The sequence below is a fragment of the Seongchinamella sediminis genome, assembly GCF_003457605.1.
Classification (GTDB): domain Bacteria; phylum Pseudomonadota; class Gammaproteobacteria; order Pseudomonadales; family Halieaceae; genus Halioglobus; species Halioglobus sediminis.
In genome coordinates, this window is sequence record NZ_QRAN01000002.1 from 260,295 (window position 1) to 278,843 (window position 18,549).

17 protein-coding genes are annotated in these 18,549 nt (G+C 64.0%); 8 read left to right on the forward strand and 9 right to left on the reverse strand.

Annotation, left to right across the window (positions count from 1 at the left end; all coding sequences use genetic code 11):
* Positions 1-132: 132 nt before the first annotated feature.
* The 7 genes from aroB to DWB85_RS02750 form a co-directional block, all read right to left on the reverse strand.
* Positions 133-1,203: a 3-dehydroquinate synthase gene (gene aroB, locus DWB85_RS02720; RefSeq protein WP_117952660.1), complete on the reverse strand. Its 1,071-nt coding sequence runs from the start codon at positions 1,201-1,203 to the stop codon at positions 133-135.
* 70 nt (positions 1,204-1,273) lie between these two features.
* Positions 1,274-1,789 carry a shikimate kinase AroK gene (gene aroK, locus DWB85_RS02725; protein WP_117952661.1) on the reverse strand — a complete coding sequence of 172 codons (516 nt, stop codon included), beginning with the start codon at positions 1,787-1,789 and terminating at the stop codon, positions 1,274-1,276.
* Positions 1,789-3,936, reverse strand: a complete 2,148-nt coding sequence (locus tag DWB85_RS02730; protein WP_420820247.1) for a type IV pilus secretin PilQ — start codon at positions 3,934-3,936, stop codon at positions 1,789-1,791. Before DWB85_RS02730 ends, aroK begins: the two co-directional genes overlap by 1 nt.
* Before the next feature lie 22 nt (positions 3,937-3,958).
* Positions 3,959-4,495 (reverse strand): pilus assembly protein PilP, encoded by a 537-nt coding sequence (locus DWB85_RS02735; protein ID WP_117952662.1) that lies wholly within the window; start codon positions 4,493-4,495, stop codon positions 3,959-3,961.
* Positions 4,492-5,106 (reverse strand): type IV pilus inner membrane component PilO, encoded by a 615-nt coding sequence (locus DWB85_RS02740; RefSeq protein ID WP_117952663.1) that lies wholly within the window; start codon positions 5,104-5,106, stop codon positions 4,492-4,494. Before DWB85_RS02740 ends, DWB85_RS02735 begins: the two co-directional genes overlap by 4 nt.
* Before the next feature lie 3 nt (positions 5,107-5,109).
* Positions 5,110-5,679 carry a PilN domain-containing protein gene (locus DWB85_RS02745; RefSeq protein WP_117952664.1) on the reverse strand — a complete coding sequence of 190 codons (570 nt, stop codon included), beginning with the start codon at positions 5,677-5,679 and terminating at the stop codon, positions 5,110-5,112.
* Positions 5,679-6,743 (reverse strand): pilus assembly protein PilM, encoded by a 1,065-nt coding sequence (locus tag DWB85_RS02750; RefSeq protein WP_117952665.1) that lies wholly within the window; start codon positions 6,741-6,743, stop codon positions 5,679-5,681. Before DWB85_RS02750 ends, DWB85_RS02745 begins: the two co-directional genes overlap by 1 nt.
* Before the next feature lie 174 nt (positions 6,744-6,917).
* On the opposite strand from DWB85_RS02750, the gene DWB85_RS02755 reads away from it, so the two are divergent.
* Complete coding sequence (locus tag DWB85_RS02755; RefSeq protein ID WP_117952666.1) at positions 6,918-9,356, forward strand: penicillin-binding protein 1A; 2,439 nt, start codon at positions 6,918-6,920, stop codon at positions 9,354-9,356.
* Positions 9,357-9,398: 42 nt separating this feature from the next.
* On the opposite strand, the gene DWB85_RS02760 is transcribed toward DWB85_RS02755, so the two are convergent.
* Together DWB85_RS02760 and rpmE are read right to left on the reverse strand one after the other, a co-directional pair.
* Entirely contained in the window at positions 9,399-10,247 is an 849-nt protein-coding gene (locus DWB85_RS02760) for a thermonuclease family protein (RefSeq protein WP_117952667.1), read from the reverse strand.
* Positions 10,248-10,254: 7 nt separating this feature from the next.
* Positions 10,255-10,470: a 50S ribosomal protein L31 gene (rpmE, locus tag DWB85_RS02765; RefSeq protein ID WP_117952668.1), complete on the reverse strand. Its 216-nt coding sequence runs from the start codon at positions 10,468-10,470 to the stop codon at positions 10,255-10,257.
* A 271-nt stretch (positions 10,471-10,741) separates the two neighbouring features.
* Between rpmE and DWB85_RS02770 the strand changes: the two genes are divergently transcribed.
* From DWB85_RS02770 to ubiE, 7 genes are all read left to right on the forward strand, one after another.
* The gene (locus tag DWB85_RS02770; RefSeq protein ID WP_117952669.1) at positions 10,742-12,931 is read left to right on the forward strand and encodes a primosomal protein N'; all 2,190 of its coding nucleotides are present in this window, start codon (positions 10,742-10,744) and stop codon (positions 12,929-12,931) included.
* 120 nt (positions 12,932-13,051) lie between these two features.
* On the forward strand, positions 13,052-14,737 hold the full coding sequence (gene argS / locus DWB85_RS02775; RefSeq protein WP_117952670.1) for an arginine--tRNA ligase: 1,686 nt from the start codon (positions 13,052-13,054) through the stop codon (positions 14,735-14,737).
* A gap of 3 nt (positions 14,738-14,740) precedes the next feature.
* On the forward strand, positions 14,741-15,319 hold the full coding sequence (locus DWB85_RS02780; RefSeq protein ID WP_117952671.1) for an SPOR domain-containing protein: 579 nt from the start codon (positions 14,741-14,743) through the stop codon (positions 15,317-15,319).
* A 154-nt stretch (positions 15,320-15,473) separates the two neighbouring features.
* Positions 15,474-16,013 (forward strand): ATP-dependent protease subunit HslV, encoded by a 540-nt coding sequence (hslV, locus tag DWB85_RS02785; RefSeq protein ID WP_117952672.1) that lies wholly within the window; start codon positions 15,474-15,476, stop codon positions 16,011-16,013.
* 9 nt (positions 16,014-16,022) lie between these two features.
* Positions 16,023-17,345: an ATP-dependent protease ATPase subunit HslU gene (gene hslU, locus DWB85_RS02790; protein WP_117952673.1), complete on the forward strand. Its 1,323-nt coding sequence runs from the start codon at positions 16,023-16,025 to the stop codon at positions 17,343-17,345.
* 7 nt (positions 17,346-17,352) lie between these two features.
* Positions 17,353-17,742, forward strand: a complete 390-nt coding sequence (locus tag DWB85_RS02795) for a gamma-butyrobetaine hydroxylase family protein (RefSeq protein ID WP_117952674.1) — start codon at positions 17,353-17,355, stop codon at positions 17,740-17,742.
* A 55-nt stretch (positions 17,743-17,797) separates the two neighbouring features.
* Positions 17,798-18,547, forward strand: coding sequence for a bifunctional demethylmenaquinone methyltransferase/2-methoxy-6-polyprenyl-1,4-benzoquinol methylase UbiE (gene ubiE / locus DWB85_RS02800; protein WP_117952675.1), 750 nt, complete (start codon positions 17,798-17,800; stop codon positions 18,545-18,547).
* Positions 18,548-18,549: the final 2 nt, after the last annotated feature.

Below are 18,549 nucleotides of genomic sequence, written 5' to 3' on the forward strand. Positions count from 1 at the left end.
AAGTAAAAACAAACAGTTACACCGGAGACCCAACCCTGCAAGCATGGCTGGGGCAAAAGGGGGAGGCTATTTTACACGCATGCCCCGGATGCGACAAACGGGCTTTGAGGCGCCGAACAGCCTGCCGGCGGGCTAGCCCAGCAAGGCCAGCAGCTCTGACTCGCTGACGTCATCGACAATGCAGGCCGCACCCAGCGCGTGCAGCAGCACCAGCCGCAGGCGGCCATCGACCACTTTCTTGTCCCGTCCCATCAGGTCAATAAACTGCGCCGGTGACATATCTTCAGGCGGGCTCACCGGCAGGCCGGCGGCGAGCAACAGCTGCCGCAAGGCGATTTCCTCGCCGGCCTCCACCCAGCCGCGCTGCACGGAGAGTTGCATGGCCAGCAACATGCCCGTGGCCACCGCTTCCCCGTGCAGCCAGTTGCCGTAGCCCTGGGCGGTCTCGATCGCATGACCAAAGGTATGCCCCAGGTTGAGAATGGCCCGCAGCCCGCCCTCGCGCTCATCGGCGGCCACCACCTCGGCCTTGCAGGCGCAGCTGCGCTCGATCGCCTCCGCCAGCACGGCCTCGTCCCGGGCCAGCAGCCGCGGCATTTGCTGCTGCAGCCAGCGGTAAAAGGGCTCATCGCGGATCAGGCCATACTTGATGACCTCCGCCAGCCCTGCCGCGTATTCCCGCGCCGGCAGGCTGTGCAGGGTGTTGATATCAATCAGCACGGCCCGGGGCTGGTAAAAAGCGCCAATCATGTTTTTGCCCAGGGGGTGGTTGACCGCGGTCTTGCCGCCGACCGAGGAGTCCACCTGCGACAGCAGGGTGGTGGGAACCTGAATAAAATTGACCCCGCGCTGGTAGCTGGCGGCGGCAAAACCGGTGATGTCGCCGACCACACCGCCGCCAAGGGCGATCATGGTGGTGTTGCGGCTGTGCCGGTCCTGCATCACCCGGTCGAATATCTCCGTCAGCACCTGCAGGTTCTTGTGCTCCTCACCATCCGGGAGGATCACTTCCGTCACCAGTGAGCGCTCACCAAGGGCGACGCGCAATCGATCCATGTACAAGGGCGCAATGGTTTCATTGCTGACCAGCACCACCTGGCTGCCAGCCACGTGGCTAGCCAGCAGGCTGCCGTCCTGCAACAGGTCCCGGCCGATATAAATGGGGTAGCTGCGTTCTCCCAGCTCGACATGCAGGGTGTGCATGAGTAGTGACACGATGGCGCTCTCCAGTCCACGGGGAGCGCTATGATACCGCCCGTAACAGCCCCTGTCGTCAGTCGCTGAGTTCGCGGACCAGGCGCTGGGCGACGGTGCGCGGGCTGCAGCCGTCGGTCTCGATGATATGGTCGGCGATCTCCCGGTACAGCGGGTCGCGAATTGCCATCAGCCGGCGCAGGGTCTGTTCCGGGTCGCCGTCCTGCAGCAGCGGCCGCTTGCGGTCCCGGCGGGTGCGCCGGACCTGCTCATCCACCGTGGCATACAGGTAGATGACAAAGCCCCTGCCGCCCAGGGCGCGACGGTTTTCCGGCCTGAGCACCACGCCGCCGCCCGTGGCCAGCACCACGTTGTCCCACAGGCTCATTTCCTCCACCACCTGCTGCTCCCGGTCGCGGAAACCTTCCTCACCTTCCACGTCGAAAATCCATGGAATATCGGCACCGGTACGGGACTCGATTTCCGCATCGGTGTCGGCGAATTCCAGTTTCAGGTGATCGGCCAGGTACTTGCCAATGGTGGTCTTGCCGGCCCCCATGGGGCCGACAAGGAAAACGCGGTGCAGTGCGGGCATTAGTCGAGCAGTGTGTCTGCCAGAATCCGCGGAGTGATGAAGATCAGGGTCTCAGTCTTGGTGTTGTTGCGGGTTTCGCTGCGGAAGAAGGCGCCCACGTAGGGTATGTCACCGAAGAACGGCACCTTGTTGATGGTTTCGATATCTTCAGTCTTGAACACCCCGCCAAGGACCACAGTCTCGCCGTTGCCCACCAGCACCTGGGTAGTGAGCTCAGTGGTGTCAATGGAGGGGATAAAGCCGCCCTGGCCACTGGGCACCAGGTCACCGACCGAATCCTGTTTGACGTTGAGATCCAGCATCACCCGGTCGTCCGGCGTGATGTTGGGAGTCACGTCCAGTTCCAGCACCGCTTCCTTGAACGAGGTGGAGGTGGCGCCGGAGGCCGCCGCCTCCTGGTAGGGAATTTCGGTACCCGACTTGATAGTCGCCTGCTGCTTGTCGCCGGTAATGACCTTGGGCTGGGACACTACCTCGCCTTCGCCGGCAGCTTCCAGCGCCGACAGCTCGGCGGTCAGGAACAGGTCATCGCTGGTGAAGCCGAGGGCGAAGCCACTGGTGCTCGCCACACCGAGATCAACCAGCAGGGCACCGGGGTAACTCACCGAGGGTGTTTCGCCGCTGATAATCGAGTTATTGATACCCACCACATTGGCGGCATCCCCCGAGACGGACAGGATGTTGCCGTTGACGTCGTCGATATAGCCGCCGCCCCACTCGATACCCAGGTTATGGGTCAGGTCAGACTGGGCGATAACGATACGGGACTCGATCATCACCTGGCGCACCGGGATATCCACCTGCTCGATCAGCTCGCGGATCTCCGCCAGTTTGGCGGCGGTGTCGGTAATAATCAGGGAATTGGTGCGCTGGTCCACCACCACCGAGCCGCGCTCGGAAATCAGGCTGCCGCCCTCCTCTGATCCGGCCTGGAACAGGCCGACAATCTGCTGGGCGCTGGCGTAGCGGATGCGAACAAACTCCGACTGCAACGGTGCCAGTTCGGCAATCTGCTTGTTGGCCTCGATTTCCTGGCGCTCGCGCTCGGCAATTTCAGCCGCCGGCGCCACCATCAGCACATTACCCACCTGGCGCTTGTCCAGGCCCTTGGTCTTCAGCACCAGCTCCAGCGCCTGGTCCCAGGGCACGTTCTGCAGGCGCAGGGTAATGCGCCCGGATACGGTGTCACTGGCCACCAGGTTGAGTTCGGTAAAGTCGGCGATCAGCTGCAGTACTGCCCGCACTTCGATGTCCTGGAAGTTGAGCGAGATGCGGTCGCCGACGTAGGAGAACTCGTTGCGCCGCTCTTCCACTTCCTTGGCGCTCAGGGGCTTGACGCTCAGCACGTACTGGTTGTTGGTCTGGTAGGCCAGGTAGTCGAATTCACCGCTGGTCTTCATGGTCAGGGTTGCACCGCGCTCGGTGGTGTTGACGTCCACGCTGTCCACGGGGGTGGCGAAATCGGTCACGTCATAGCGGCGCATCAGGCGCTCGGGCACCGTGGTGTCGATAAACTGGACCTTGATATCACCGGCCTCGCTGAACACGTTGACGTCCACCGAGGGGTCGGTGAGCTCCAGGGTCAGCCGGCCCTCGCCCTCGCCGGTACGCTGGAACTGCAGGTCAGTGATTTCCGAACTAACATCCGCCACTTCCTCGATTTCGGTTTTAAGGCGGTTGGGATCGGTGGTCGGCTTGATGTAATCGCTGCCGTCCTGGCCGACGATCAAAAACAGACTGTTGCCATCGACCCGGGTCTCGTAGGGCACCAGCTTGACCAGGTTGAGCACCATGCGGGTGCGGTCGCCGGATTCCAGTACCACCACCCCGGTGGCGTTACCGTAGGGCAGGGAGTAGCGCTTGCGGTCCAGGCTACTGGTGGTCCCGGGGAAGTCCACGGCGATACGGGCGGGCTTTTCGATGGTATAGGCTTTCAGGTCCGGGGGGGTCTCATTGAAATCCAGCCGCACCTCGAACTTGCTGCCCGGTCGCGAACTGAACTCGATATCGGTAATGGTCGGTGCCGCCTGGGCGGCAAAAGCCCAGGCCCCCAGCGCCAGCCCGGCGACAGGGCGTATCCATTTCCCCAGATTCAACTTTCCTTTCCCCACGGCCTTGTTCCCCAACAGTTGTTTTTTAAATGACATGGCAATCACCCATGGCCTCGGCTTACAAGCCGGATAATTTAATTGTACGCGGACGCTCTACCCAACCGTCCTCGCTGCCGTCGCTGACGATCTCAACCACGGCAACGTAAGTCTCGGCGGTTTCAACAATCTTGCCGTGATGACGGCCGAGATAATTGCCCACCGAGACCCGGTGCACCCCACCCTGGGGGTCGCGAATCAGGGTCCAGCTGTTGTCGCCCCTGTCCAGCGTACCCACCATGACCAGCGAGTCGAAGGTAAACTGTTCCAGGAACTCCTTGGCCCGGTTCTCGTCGGGCTTGATCGCGCTGACGGCCTGCAGCTGGGCAATGTCGCGCACCTCGATCGGCCGCTCAAAGGGGCTGCGCAAGGTGGTCGCGCTGTAGGCGAAGGCCTCATAGGCCTTGAAGGTCGGGATCGGGGCGATAATGCCGCCGGGGCGTGCCAGCTTCTCCGCCATAAAGGCGTCGAGGTCGGCGAAATCGCGGCTGCCGCAGGCGACCAGGGCAAGCGGAAGTGTAAGCAGGGCGGCGATATGGCTCAGTCGCTTCATACTCATACCTCGTCATCCCGGTAGCGGTAGGTCTTGGCGGTGATACGCAGCTGCAGGTTATTGGCGTCCCCACCCGGCGCCGCAATATTGAAGTCGTGCAGGGTCACAATCCTCGGCAGTGCCGCCATACCGCTGATAAAGGCGCCCAGATCATGGTAGGAACCGGAGGCCACGATTGATATCGGCAACTCGATGTAAAACTCCTTCGCCTGTTCCGGCAGCAGGTCGATGCTGGCGATGTTCAGGCCATTGAGCAGTCCCTTGTTGGTGATATCCTCCAGCAGCCCCGGCACCTCGGTATCGCTGGGTAGCTGGCTGACAAGGGCGCCGAAGGACTCTTCCATTTCCTTCATCTGCTGGCGATAGGCGTCGAGGTTTGCCGCCTGGAAGGCCTTTTTCTCGAACTCCTGCTTCAACTGTTCCTCTTTCTTGCGCTCGCCCTCCAGCTGAATCTGCAGGTCCTCGATGTGGTAGTAGTAACCGAAGGCGAGAACGCCGCCGAGAACCACGATCCAGATAAACAGTTTGATCGGCAGCGGCCAGCTGCCGACGGTGTCAAAATCCAGGTCGTTGACATCAAATTCGCGCAGGGAGCGCATGGTATCTTCAAATGCCATGGATCACTGTCCTCCCTGCTGGTCTTCGGGCTTGGGCAATTCGACGTTCACCGTCAGGTTGAACGTGGTCGCCTGGTCGCCGTATTGTGAGGCCGCATTCACCTTGTCCAGGTTCGGGTTGGCCAGCCAGTCCGAGGCGTCGAGCCGGCGCATCAGGCTGGATACCCGGTTATTGGACTCGGCGATGCCGTTAATGGTGATTTTGCGGCTCTTGCTGGACACGTTGGAATAAAACACCCCGTCCGGAATGGTGCGGACAATCTGGTCCATGATGCGGACAATAATCGGCCGGTTACCCTGCAGTTCCTGGATCACCCGCATCCGCTCGATCAACTGGTTGCGCCGCTTCTGCAGTTCGCGGATCTCCGCCACTTTCTTGTCCAGCTCACGAATGTTCTCGGTGAGGTAGCTGTTGCGCGATTTCTGGTACTCGATCTGGCCGTTGACGACCCGGTCCCCGAGCAACACCAGGCCGGCACTGAGCAGGGCCACCAGCGCGGTTGTTATCAGGAATTCCTTTTTCTGTTCCTGGCGCCGCTCTTCTCTCCACGGAAGTAAATTAATCTTAGCCATCAGTCAAAACTCCGCATTGCCAGGCCGCAGGCAATCATCATGGCCGGGGCGTCACTGGAGAGGGCAACGGCGTTGACCCTGGACGAAATGGACATATTGGCGAAAGGGTTCGCCACCGTGGTGGGGGTGCCAAGCTTTTCCTGCACCAGGTCGGGCAGCCCCTCCATGGAGCCGACACCGCCGGCGAGAATAATACAGTCCACATCGTTGTATTGACTGGAGGAGAAGAAGAACTGCAGGGAGCGAGCCACCTGCTGCACCACGGCGTCCTTGAAGGGCTCCAGTACTTCCGGCTCGTAATCGTCTGGCAGGCCCCCCTGCTTCTTGGCCAACCCGGCCTCTTCCAGCGGCAGGCCATAGCGGCGCATGATCTCGTCGGTCAACTGCTTGCCGCCAAACAGCTGCTCGCGGGTGTAAATGGTCTGCCCGCTGTTGAGCACGCTGAGGGTGGTCATGGTGGCGCCGATATCCACCACCGCAACGGTCGAATCCTCATCGAGGTCGAGCTGGTCCTGGATCAGCGAGAACGCCCGCTCCATGGCGTAGGCTTCCACGTCCATGATCCTGGCTTCCATCTCGGCGCCCTCGATGGCCTCTACCCGGGCATCGATGGTCTCCCGCCGGCAGGCCGCCAGCAGCACTTCGACCTGCCCGGACGCCTCTGGCGAGGGCCCCTGGATCTCGAAGTCGATGGCAACCTCTTCCAGCGGGTAGGGAATGTACTGGTCGGCTTCCAGCGTCAGCTGGGTCTCCAGGTCATCCTCGTTGAGGCCGCTGGGCATATCGATCATCTTGGTGATAACCGACGAGCCGGCGACCGCCGCTGCAGCTGTTTTGAGTTTGGTCCTGGACTGGGCAACGACGCTGCGGATGGCATTGGCAACGCCCTCCACGTCATTGACATTCTTTTCGATAACCGCGTCCTGCGGCAACGAACTCACCGCGTAACTTTCCACGCGGTAACGATCCCCTGAGTAGCTCAACTCCAGCAGTTTCACTGTCGTCGAACTGATATCAAGCCCCAGAACCGGTGTCGCCTTTCTTTTCCCTATTAGACCAAGCAACTTTTTTCCCTATCAGTATCATTAACTTAGGATGTTTTTATGCACCGATACATTAATTAGAAGGTACATCACAGTCTGATATATATCCAAACCAAAAAAGGCATATAATTACCAAACGAGTACCCGCCCCTTGTTCCTACAGTAATACAAGCCACTGTTTTGTAAAGAGATTAAATGAGCTTTCTCCACTTTCTTTTTCGATCGGCAATTTTAGGGCTGTTTGCCGGCCTCTGGCTGGTCGCAGGCGTCTACCTTTACCTCAGTCCCAACCTTCCCGATGTGGAGACCCTGCGGGACGTCAAGCTGCAAACGCCAATGCGCGTCTACACCCGCGAGGGAGACCTGATCGGCCAGTTCGGTGAACAGAAGCGCAGCCCGCTACCCTTTGAGGACATTCCGGAGCAGTTCGTCAAGGCCCTGCTGGCGGCGGAAGACGACAGCTTCTTCCAGCACCGGGGCATTGACGTCATGGGCCTGGCGCGGGCGGTGTCGGAGCTGGTGCTCACCGGCGAGAAGGGCTCGGGGGGCAGCACCCTGACCATGCAGGTGGCGCGCAATTATTTCCTCAGCCTGGAGCGCACCTTCATGCGCAAGTTCAACGAAATCCTGCTGGCGATAGAGATCGAGCGGGCGCTGGAAAAAGAGGAAATTTTCGAGCTTTATTTCAACCGGGTGTTCCTGGGACACCGGGCCTACGGCTTCGAGGCCGCGGCCCAGGTTTACTACGGCAAGGGCATCGATGAACTCAGCCTGGCGCAGCATGCCATGCTGGCGGGCATTCCCAAGGCGCCTTCGCGCAATAACCCGGTCAGCGGTCCCCGGGCCGGCATGGAACGGCGCAACTGGATTGCCAGCCGGATGCTGGCGCTGGGCTACATCACCCCGGCGGCTTACCAGCAGGTACTGGCGGAGCCAGTGACCGCCGAGCTCCACGGTGCGCAGATTTCCTTCGCCGCCCACTACGCCGCCGAAATGACCCGCCAGGCGATGCTGGACCGCTACGGCATGGGGGCCTATAACGACGGCTATCACGTGTACACCACCATCAGCAGCGACCTGCAGCAGCTGGCGCGGGAAGCGCTGATCAACGGCTTGCTGACCTACGACAGCCGGCACGGTTACCGGGGACCGGAGCAGCGCTGGCCGCTGCCAGAGACTGACGACGGTGTTGACCCACTCGCCTACTGGGCAGACAAGCTGGACAAGATCCCGGAGATCGCCGGCCAGCAACCCGCGGTGGTCACGGCCGTGCTGGCGGACCGGGTGACGCTGCTCCTGGCGGATGGCAGTGCCGACGAACTGCTGTGGGAAGACGGCATGGCAGACCTTCGCCCCTACATCACCGAAAATTCCCGCGGCCGCCCGCCAGAGAGCCCCGCTGACCTGTTCCAGCCCGGTGACCTTATCCGCCTGGTGCGCAACGAGCAGGAACGCTGGCAGCTCACCCAGGTACCGGCAGCGCAGGGCGCGCTGGTATCGCTCAACCCGGACAATGGCGCCATCATCAGCGTGGTCGGGGGTATGGGCTTTGAGCTGAGCAAATTCAACCGGGCAACCCAGGCCATGCGCCAGCCGGGATCCAACTTCAAGCCCTTCCTGTACGCCGCGGCACTGGAAGCGGGCTTTACCGCCGCCAGTATCGTCAATGACGCGCCGGTGGTGATGGAAGACAGCTCGCTGGAGGATATCTGGCGCCCGGAAAACGATGGCGGCGTATTCCACGGGCCCACCCGCCTGCGCTGGGCGCTGACCAAGTCCCGCAACCTGGTGTCCATTCGCCTGCTGCAACAGCTGGGTACCCGCGAGCTGATCGAAGCGGTGTCGCGCTACGGCTTTGACACCGCGGACATGTCACCCGACCTCTCCCTCGCCCTGGGCACCCACGCCATGAGCCCGCTGGACGTCGCAACCGGCTACGCCATGCTTGCCAATGGCGGCTTCCGGGTCGAACCCTACCTGATCGAGCGGGTGGAAAACCTTAACCGGGAGGTGATATTTCAAGCCCGGCCACTCACCGTGTGCAGGGACTGCGATGAGGAGGCGGACAGCGACAAGCTCGAAGAACTGAGCATGGACGAAATCCTGGCGGCACAAGCCCGGGCGGCTGAGGCGCTGCCGGCAGCACCCCGGGTGATGGAAGAGCGCGCCAACTTCATCATCAACAGTATTCTCCAGGATGTGATTACCCGCGGCACCGGGCGCCGGGCGCTGGTTCTGGAACGCAAGGACCTGGCGGGTAAAACCGGTACCACCAACGGCCCCATGGATGCCTGGTTCTCCGGCTATAACCGTGATGTGGTCACCACGACCTGGGTCGGCTTCGACAGCTACACCCCCCTGGGCCGACGCGAATTCGGCGGCACCGCCGCCCTGCCCATCTGGATCGATTTCATGCGCACCGCCCTGGCGGACAGTCCCGATCAGCAGCGGCCGCTGCCGCCGGGCGTGGTCAATGTGCGCATCGACCCGGAGACCGGCCTGCTCGCGGGCTCGCGGCAGAAAAATGCGATTTTCGAGTATTTCCGTGAGGAGTATGTGCCGCGCCAGGGAGCAGACAGCCCGGCCTCCGGCGGCAGCCAGGGCACTGACGACCTGGTCAGGGATATCTTTTAGGGGCTTCTCGCCGCAGGGCCGGCTGCCGGGCCAGCGTCGCCCTCATTGGCCTGCCACGGACTGCGGCTGCAACATGCTCGGGTGGTCCAGGTTCAGCATCCACCAGGCGCCGCGCATCGGCACCAGCCAGCCGCGCACTTCCACCGTGGCGCCTTCCAGGGCCTGCAATTGCCGGCGCGAAAAGCGCGCCTGGTCGTCCTCACCTATTTTCACCCCCAGCTTGCCTCCCAGCTGCACCCACCAGCCATTGTCCTTGAAGGAGACCCGGGTCACCCGGTCGCGAATGAGGTAAAAACCGCCGGCTTCGGGCGGCAGTTCGGCAATAGCCAGCGGCCGGTCCGCCCAGACACCCAGGCCCTGCGCCCTGGCTGCGTGCTCCGCCGCGCGGAGGCAGTCCGCCAGGGCGAGGTTGGGCGCGATCGCCACGTGAAAGCCCAGGCCACGGGCGATCAGCTGCTGCGCCACGCTGTGGCCCCGGGCATCGAAGGCGTAGGCAAGCAAGCGGTCGTAGCGATCGCGGCTGTCCTCCGCCGCCCGCAGCCACACGGCGCCGTCCGGGCCCAGTATTTCCTCCAGGGCAGTTCGGGCGGCCCGCGCCAGAGGCTCATCAGGGCGACCATCGCGGCCGATTTCCCGGGTGTTCACCCCCACCAGGCGCAGCTTGTCACCGCCGGCGAGGCGCAGGGTGTCGCCATCGACAACCGCGGTCACCGCGCGCCGCTGCAGGGTATCGGGGGCTGCCCGGCAGGAATCGGCGACTGGCGGCGATCCCCGGCCGGGGTCGGCGCCAGGGGCTTCCCCGCCGGAGCAAGCCGCTGCCAGCAGGCATAAAAAAAGCGCCAGTCCTGAACGGAACTGGCGCTTCCGGATTGCCGCGACGCCGGGCCGCATGCAGTGCCTAGCGCTTGCTGCCGCGGTTGCCGAAGCGCTGCTTGAAGCGGTCTACCCGGCCGCCGGAGTCAACGATCTTCTGCTTGCCTGTGAAGAACGGGTGGCACTGGGAACACACGTCCACGTGAAAATCCTTACACAGGGTGGAGCGGGTCTCAATGGTGTTGCCGCAACTGCAGGTTGCTGTCACTGCCTCGTACTTGGGATGTATTTCTGCTTGCATGGTATAGCTCCTTTCATTGATGTCGCCACCCGATCTCCTGCCGGGCACCACATCTGGTTACTGGAGTCGGCCGTCCGGCCCGATCGACAGCCAGCATCGACCCGGCCAAACATGGTCCAGGGAAAAATAGGCGCGCATCTTACCAGACACAGCGGGATTGGCAAGCGTCTTCAAGCCGCCGGTTTCAGCCCGATCTGGCGCCGCGCGTGGCCTGCCACTGGCATTGGTTGCTACACTTGCGCCTTTCCCGTAACCACGCCCAAGGGGCCCCATGCCTGTATTGCGACTGGCCATTCCCACCCCCCTGCGCACCCTGTTCGACTACCTGCCACCGGAAGATACGCCCGACGGTGAATGGCTGCCCGGTACCCGCTTCCTGGTTCCTTTCGGCCGGCGGGAGATGGTCGCCTATCTCGTCGAGCAGGTGGCGCACAGCGACGTCGATCCGCAGGCAATGAAACGGGCCCTGCGGGCACTCGACCCGTGCCCGCTGCCGACACCTGCCATGCTGGCACTGTGCGCCTGGGCCGCCAGTTATTACCAGCACCCGCCCGGGGAGGTCTACCAGGCGGCTTTTCCCCGGGCGCTGCGCAAGGGCGAGGACCACCGGGCCAACGTGGAACCTGGCTGGCAGCTCACCACCCGCGGCAAGGGACTGCCCCACGGGGCCCTGGCGCGCTCACCGAAACAATCCCGGGCCCTGGGCCTGCTGCAGGACTCGGGGCAGCTCGCCAATTCCGGCTTCAGGGCTGCCGGCATCGGCGCCGCCATCCTGCGTGCGCTGGAGCAAAAAGGCCTGGCGGAGCGCTGCGAACTCAGCGCCGCCCCGGTTACCGCCCGGGCTGCCGCCGGCCTGGAACTGAACCCGGAGCAGGCCGAGGCCCTGCAGCAGGTTCTGGCCGCCGGCACAGGCTTCAGCTGCCACCTGCTGGAGGGGGTCACCGGCAGTGGCAAAACCGAAGTTTACCTGCAGCTGATCGCCACCTGCCTGCAGCAGGGCCGCCAGGCGCTGGTGTTGATTCCGGAGATCGGCCTGACCCCCCAGACCCTGTCCCGCTTTCGCGACCGCTTCCAGGCCGAAATTGCCGTGCTGCACTCCGGCCTTTCCGACCGCCAGCGCTACCGGGCCTGGGAGGCGGCGAGATCGGGCGCCGCCCATATCGTGATCGGCACCCGTTCGGCGGTATTCACTTCCCTGGCCCGGCCCGGCCTGATCGTGGTGGACGAGGAACACGACGCTTCCTATAAACAGCAGGACGGCTTTCGCTACTCGGCCCGCGACGTGGCCGTCAAGCGCGGCCAGCTGGAGCAGTGCCCGGTCGTCCTCGGTAGCGCCACGCCCTCGCTGGAAAGCCTGTACAACGCCCTGCGGGGCCGTTACAGCCACCAGCGCCTGCGGCAACGGGCCGGCGCCAGCGAACTGCCCGTGCTGCGGGCCATCGATATCCGCCGCGCGCCGCTGGAAGCCGGATTTTCCACGGAGCTGCTGCGAGCGGTGGCAGGGACACTGGCGGCGGGACAGCAAGTCCTCCTGTTCCTCAACCGGCGCGGCTACGCCCCGACCGTGCAATGCCATGACTGCGGCTGGGTTGCCGATTGCCGGGCCTGCGATGCCAGGCTGACCCTGCATCGCCGGCAGCGCCGCCTGCGCTGTCACCACTGCGGCGCCAGCCAGCCCCTGCCGGGTCACTGCCCGAGCTGCCGGAGTGAGCAGTTACTATCACTGGGACTGGGGACTGAAAAGGCCGAAGAATTTCTGCGCCAGCGATTCCCGGCGGCACCGGTCTACCGGGTGGACAGTGACTCCATGCAGGGCAGGGAGTCCATGCAGGGGCTGGTGGAGCAGGTGAACGGCGGCGAACCCTGCATCCTCCTGGGTACCCAGATGCTGACCAAGGGTCACCATTTTCCGGCGGTGGCGCTGGTCGGGGTGCTGGACCTGGACGGCATGCTGTTCAGCACCGATTTCCGCGGCGAGGAACGCTGCGCCCAGCTCCTCACCCAGGTGGCCGGCAGGGCAGGGCGAGCGGAGGCGGCCGGGACCGTGCTGCTGCAAACCCACCACCCGGACCATCCGGGCCTGCTGGCCATGCTGTCCCTGGACTACCACCAGCAGGCCCTGGCAATGCTGCAGGCTCGCGAACAGTCGCGCCTGCCGCCCCGGGGGCAGCTACTGCTGGTACGCACCGACTGCCAGGATGCAGAGTACGGGGACCAGTTTTTGCGCGACCTGCGCCAGCGCTGCGCGGGCCAGCTATCCCCGGGCATCGACCTGATCGGCCCGCTGCCCGCCCCCATGCAGCGCCGGGCGGGACGCTTTCGCAGTCAGCTGCTGGTGCACTGCGACCAGCGCCAGCAGGCCCAGCAGGCCGCCCGCCTGCTGGTGGCGCAGGCCCAGCTGCTGCGGGCGGGCAAGGGCCTCAACTGGTCGCTGGACGTGGATCCCCAGGACATGTTCTGAGGCGGCGTCGGCCCGCCGGCGCTCGCCTGAACTGGCCATCGCCGGTGTATCCGGGGATAATACGCCCCACGCGACCCGGCCAGGCCGGGCCCCCGAGACAACGCAGGTAATTCTCCCCAGATGAAGCAAGCAATCACCCAGCTGATAGAACAGGCGCTGGATGCACTGGTGGCACAAGGCCACCTGCCCGCAGATACCCAGCCCCGGGTGCAGATCGACCGCACCCGGGACAAAAGCCATGGCGACCTGGCCAGTAATATCGCCCTCACCCTGGCCAAAGCGGCAAAAACGAACCCCCGGGAACTGGCCGGGCTGATCTGTGCCGCGCTGCCCGCCTCCACGCTGGTGGCCCGCACTGAAATCGCCGGGCCCGGCTTCATCAACTTCTTCCTCAGCGACAGCAGCAACCAGGCCATCGTGCGCACGGTGCTGGAGCAGGGCGACAGCTTTGGCCACAGCGACGCCGGCGCCGGTCGCCGGGTGCAGGTGGAGTTCGTTTCCGCCAATCCCACCGGCCCCCTGCACGTGGGGCACGGCCGCGGCGCCGCCGTGGGCGACAGCATCTGCCGCCTGCTGGCTGCCACCGGCTGGGATGTGGCCAGTGAATTCTATTACAACGACGCCGGCGCCCAGATCGACAACCTGGCCCGCTCGGTGCAGGCGCGCTGCCAGGGGCTCGAGCCCGGCAGCCCCGGCTGGCCCCAGGACGGCTACCGCGGTGACTATATCCGCGAGGTGGCGAAGTCCTACCTGGCCGGCGACATCATCGACGCCGAGGACCGGCATGTCACCGGCGCCGCCAATGTCGAAGACCTGGAGGCCATCCGCGAATTTGCGGTGGCCTACCTGAGACGGGAACAGGACCTCGACCTGAAAGCCTTCGCCGTTCATTTCGACCTGTATTTCCTCGAGTCCTCGCTGTACGACAGTGGCGCGGTGGAGGATACCGTGGCACGCCTGGTGGCCAACGGCCACACCTACGAACAGGACGGCGCCCTGTGGCTGAGGACCACCGACTTTGGCGATGACAAGGACCGGGTCATGCGCAAGAGCGATGGCGGCTACACCTACTTCCTGCCGGACGTGGCCTATCACCTCAACAAGTGGCAGCGCGGCTTCGAGCGGGTGATCAATGAGCAGGGAGCGGACCACCACAGCACCGTGACCCGGGTGCGGGCCGGACTGCAGGCCCTGGACCAGGACATACCCGAGGGCTGGCCCGACTACGTGCTGCACCAGATGGTCACCGTGATGCGCGACGGGGAAGAGGTGAAAATCTCCAAGCGCGCCGGCAGCTACGTCACCCTGCGCGACCTGATCGACGAGGTGGGTCGGGATGCCACGCGCTATTTCCTGGTAGCCCGCGGCCCCTCTTCCCAGCTGACCTTCGACATCGACCTGGCCCTGTCCCAGAGCAATGACAACCCGGTGTACTACATCCAGTACGCCCACGCCCGGGTGTGCTCGATTATGCGCAAACTCGCCGAACAGGGCGCCAGCTGGAGCGCGGACAGCGGCATCGACAGCCTGGGCGAGCTGCAGGAAGAGCACGAAAAAGCCCTGCTGCGCCGGCTGGACCAGTTCCCGGAAGTGGTGGCCAACGCCGCCGCCGCGTCCGAACCGCACATGGTGGCCAACTACCTGCGGGAACTGGCCGGCGAATTCCACGCCTGGTACAACGCCCACAAGACCCTGGTGAAGGACAAGCCCCTGCGCGACGCCCGCCTGGCCCTCTCGGAGGCCGTCCGCCAGACCATTCGCAACGGCCTGGACCTGCTCGGCGTCTCGGCTCCGGAGTCGATGTAAGCCATGGGCAGGGACTACGCCAAGAAAGGCCACGGCGGCCGCAAGCCGCCCTCGGCGCGCAAGAAAACCAGCAGCAGCGCCCGCACTACCCAGACCCGGGGCAGCAGCGGCTGGCGCTGGTACGGCGCCGGCGTGGTCACCGGCGTTTTTCTCAGCTTCCTGGCCTACCTCGGCAGCCTGCCGCCGGCCCAGGCCCCGGGTACCGCAGGCCAGGCCAGCCCGGCCGCCGAGGAACCGGCGCCGCCCAAACCGCGCTTCGACTTCTATACCATGCTGCCCGAGCAGAGCCTGGAAGATGAAGCGCCTCCCCCGGAACCGGCCAGGCCCGCCGCCAGCCCCGGGGCGCGGGAATACTACCTGCTGCAGGCGGGCTCTTTCCGCCAGCGCGAAGACGCCGACCGGCGCCGGGCCGAGCTGTTGTTACTGGGCCTGGAGCCGGCGATCGAGGAGAACACGGGCGAGAACGGCCGCTGGTTCCGGGTTTACCTCGGACCCTTCGATTCCCGCGCGAAAATGTCCAGGGCCCGCAGCATGACGGCGGCGCAGAATATCGACACACTGCTACTTAAGCGCGGCGGGTGATTTCGGTACCGGCTTCGACCAGCCGGTCTGCGGGGTGGCTCTTTCGTTCCCGGCAAGGCAATTCCCGCTGTCCGGGCCGGTTCGCAAGAGTGGTCCCCTTGAAACCGGCCGAGCAACCCCCATATCGAGCAGACGACACAGGAGATCCCCCACCGTGGAACAATACAGAGGCACCACCATACTCTCGGTCCGCCGCGGCAACAGCGTGGTTATCGGCGGCGACGGCCAGGTTTCCATGGGCAATACCGTAATGAAAGGCAACGCGCGCAAAGTCCGCCGCCTGCACAAAGATCAGGTCATTGCAGGCTTTGCCGGCGGCACCGCCGACGCATTTACCCTGTTCGAGCTGTTCGAAGCCCAGCTGGACAAGCACCAGGGGCACCTGGTGAGAGCCGCCGTGGAACTGGCCAAGGCCTGGCGCACCGAGCGCTCACTGCGCCAGCTGGAAGCGCTGCTGGCAGTGGCGGACAAGGAAACCTCGCTCATCATCACCGGTAACGGCGACGTTATCGAGCCGGAAGACAACCTGATCGCCATTGGTTCCGGCGGTCCCTTTGCCCAGGCGGCCGCCCGCGCGCTGCTCGACAACACTGACCTAGACGCTCGCACCGTGGTCGAGAAAGGCCTGTCCATCGCCGGCGATATCTGCATCTACACCAACCATAACCGCACCATCGAAGAACTGACTTTTTAGGCTGTATCCATGTCGAACATGACTCCCCGGGAAATCGTCTCGGAACTGGACAAACACATCATCGGCCAGGACGAGGCCAAACGCGCGGTGGCTATTGCCCTGCGCAACCGCTGGCGTCGCATGCAGCTCCCCGAGGAGTTGCGGGCGGAGATCACCCCCAAGAACATTCTCATGATCGGCCCCACCGGGGTCGGCAAGACCGAGATCGCCCGCCGCCTGGCCAAACTGGCGGCGGCGCCCTTCGTCAAGGTGGAGGCGACCAAGTTCACCGAGGTCGGCTATGTGGGCCGGGACGTGGAGTCCATTGTCCGCGACCTGGTCGATACCTCGATCAAGATGCTGCGCGAGCAGGAAATGGCGCGGGTCCGCTTTCGCGCCGAGGAAGCGGCCGAGGAGCGCATCCTCGATATCCTGCTGCCGCCGGCGCGGGACAGCGAGGGCAGCACCGGCGAGAGCACCCGCCAGCTGTTGCGCAAGAAACTCCGCGAGGGCGACCTGGACGACAAGGAAATCGAGGTCGAGGTGAGCGCGCCATCCATGGGCATGGAGATCATGGCCCCGCCCGGGATGGAAGAGATGACCAACCAGCTGCAGAGCATGTTTTCCAACATGTCCCGCGGCCAGCGCAAGACCCAGAAAATGCCGGTCAATGCCGCCTTTGCCGCTCTCTGTGACGAGGAGGCGGCAAAAATGGTCAACGAGGACGAGCTCAAGCAAAAGGCAGTGGAAGCGGCCGAGCAGAACGGTATCGTGTTTATCGATGAACTGGACAAGGTGGCCAAGCGCAGCGAGGGCGCCGGCGCCGATGTCTCCCGCGAGGGTGTGCAGCGGGACCTGTTGCCCCTGATCGAGGGCTCCACCGTCTCCACCAAGCACGGCATGATCAAGACTGACCATATCCTGTTTATCGCCTCCGGCGCCTTCCACCTGGCCAGGCCCTCGGACCTGATCCCGGAGCTGCAGGGACGCCTGCCGATCAGGGTCGAGCTCAACGCCCTGGGGCCGGAAGATTTCGAACGCATTCTCACCGAGCCCAACGCCTCGCTGACCGAGCAGTACCAGGCCCTGCTGGCCACCGAGGGACTGCAGGTGGAGTTTACCGGGGACGGCCTGCGGCGCATCGCCGAGACCGCCTGGCAGGTTAACGAAAAGACCGAGAACATCGGCGCCCGCCGCCTGCACACGGTGATGGAGCGCCTGCTGGAAACCGCCTCTTTCAGCGCCGCCGACGCCGGTGTCGCCGACAACCGGCTGCGCGTGGACGCCGCTTACGTCAATCAGCAACTGGAAGCACTGAGCGCCGACGAGGATCTGTCGCGCTTTATTCTGTAGGCATCCTGTGAGCAGCGACCCCATCCCCACCGATATCCAGTTGCACACCCGCTCGCGGGAGCTGGAACTGACCTATCCCGGCGGTGAGTGCTACCGCCTGGGCTGCGAGTACCTGCGGGTGTACTCGCCCTCTGCCGAGGTCAGGGGCCACGGGGCGGGACAGGAAGTCCTGCAGACCGGCAAGCTCAGGGTGGCCATCAGCGCCATCCGCCCGGTGGGCAACTACGCCCTGCAGCTGGTGTTCGACGATGGCCACGATACCGGCCTGTACTCCTGGGACTACCTGTACCAGCTCTGTGTCGAGCAGGAAGCGCGCTGGCAGGACTACCTGGACAGGATGCGGGCCGCCGGCGCCCAGCGCGACCCCGATGTACAGGTGGTGAAACTCGACCTGTAGCCACACTGACCCGGGGGCCACATCGCGTTACAATGGCGTGTTCCCAGGAGGTCCCATGAGCGAAAAAGACACCACCCACTTCGGCTACAAGGAAGTCGACAAGGACGCCAAGGCCGGCATGGTCGCGGACGTGTTCCACTCCGTGGCGTCCCGCTACGACTTGATGAACGACCTGATGTCCGGCGGTATTCACCGGATATGGAAGCGTTTTACCATCGAATTGTCCGGCGTGCGCAAGGGCAATGCGGTACTGGACATCGCCGGCGGCACCGGCGACCTGGCAGCGAAGTTTTCGCGCATTGTCGGCCCCGAGGGCCGGGTGGTGCTGGCCGATATCAACGACTCTATGCTCATGGTGGGCAGGGACAAGCTGCTCGACAGCGGCCACCACGGCAATATCGAGTTCGTCCAGGCGGATGCCCAGTTCCTGCCCTTCCCCGACGAAACCTTCGACTGCATCACCATTGCCTTTGGCCTGCGCAACGTTACCGATAAAGAGACCGCGCTGCGCTCCATGCTGCGGGTGCTCAAGCCTGGCGGACGCCTGCTGGTGCTGGAGTTCTCCAAGCCCGGCAACGAGCTGCTGAGCAAGGCCTACGACACCTATTCTTTCCGCGTATTGCCGCTGATGGGCAGGCTGGTTGCCAACGATTCCGACAGCTACCAGTACCTCGCCGAGTCCATTCGTATGCACCCGGACCAGGAAACCCTCAGGGACATGATGGAAGACGCCGGCTTCAGCCGGGTCGAGTTCCATAACATGACCGGAGGCATTGTCGCCCTGCACAAGGGCATCAAGGCCTGACC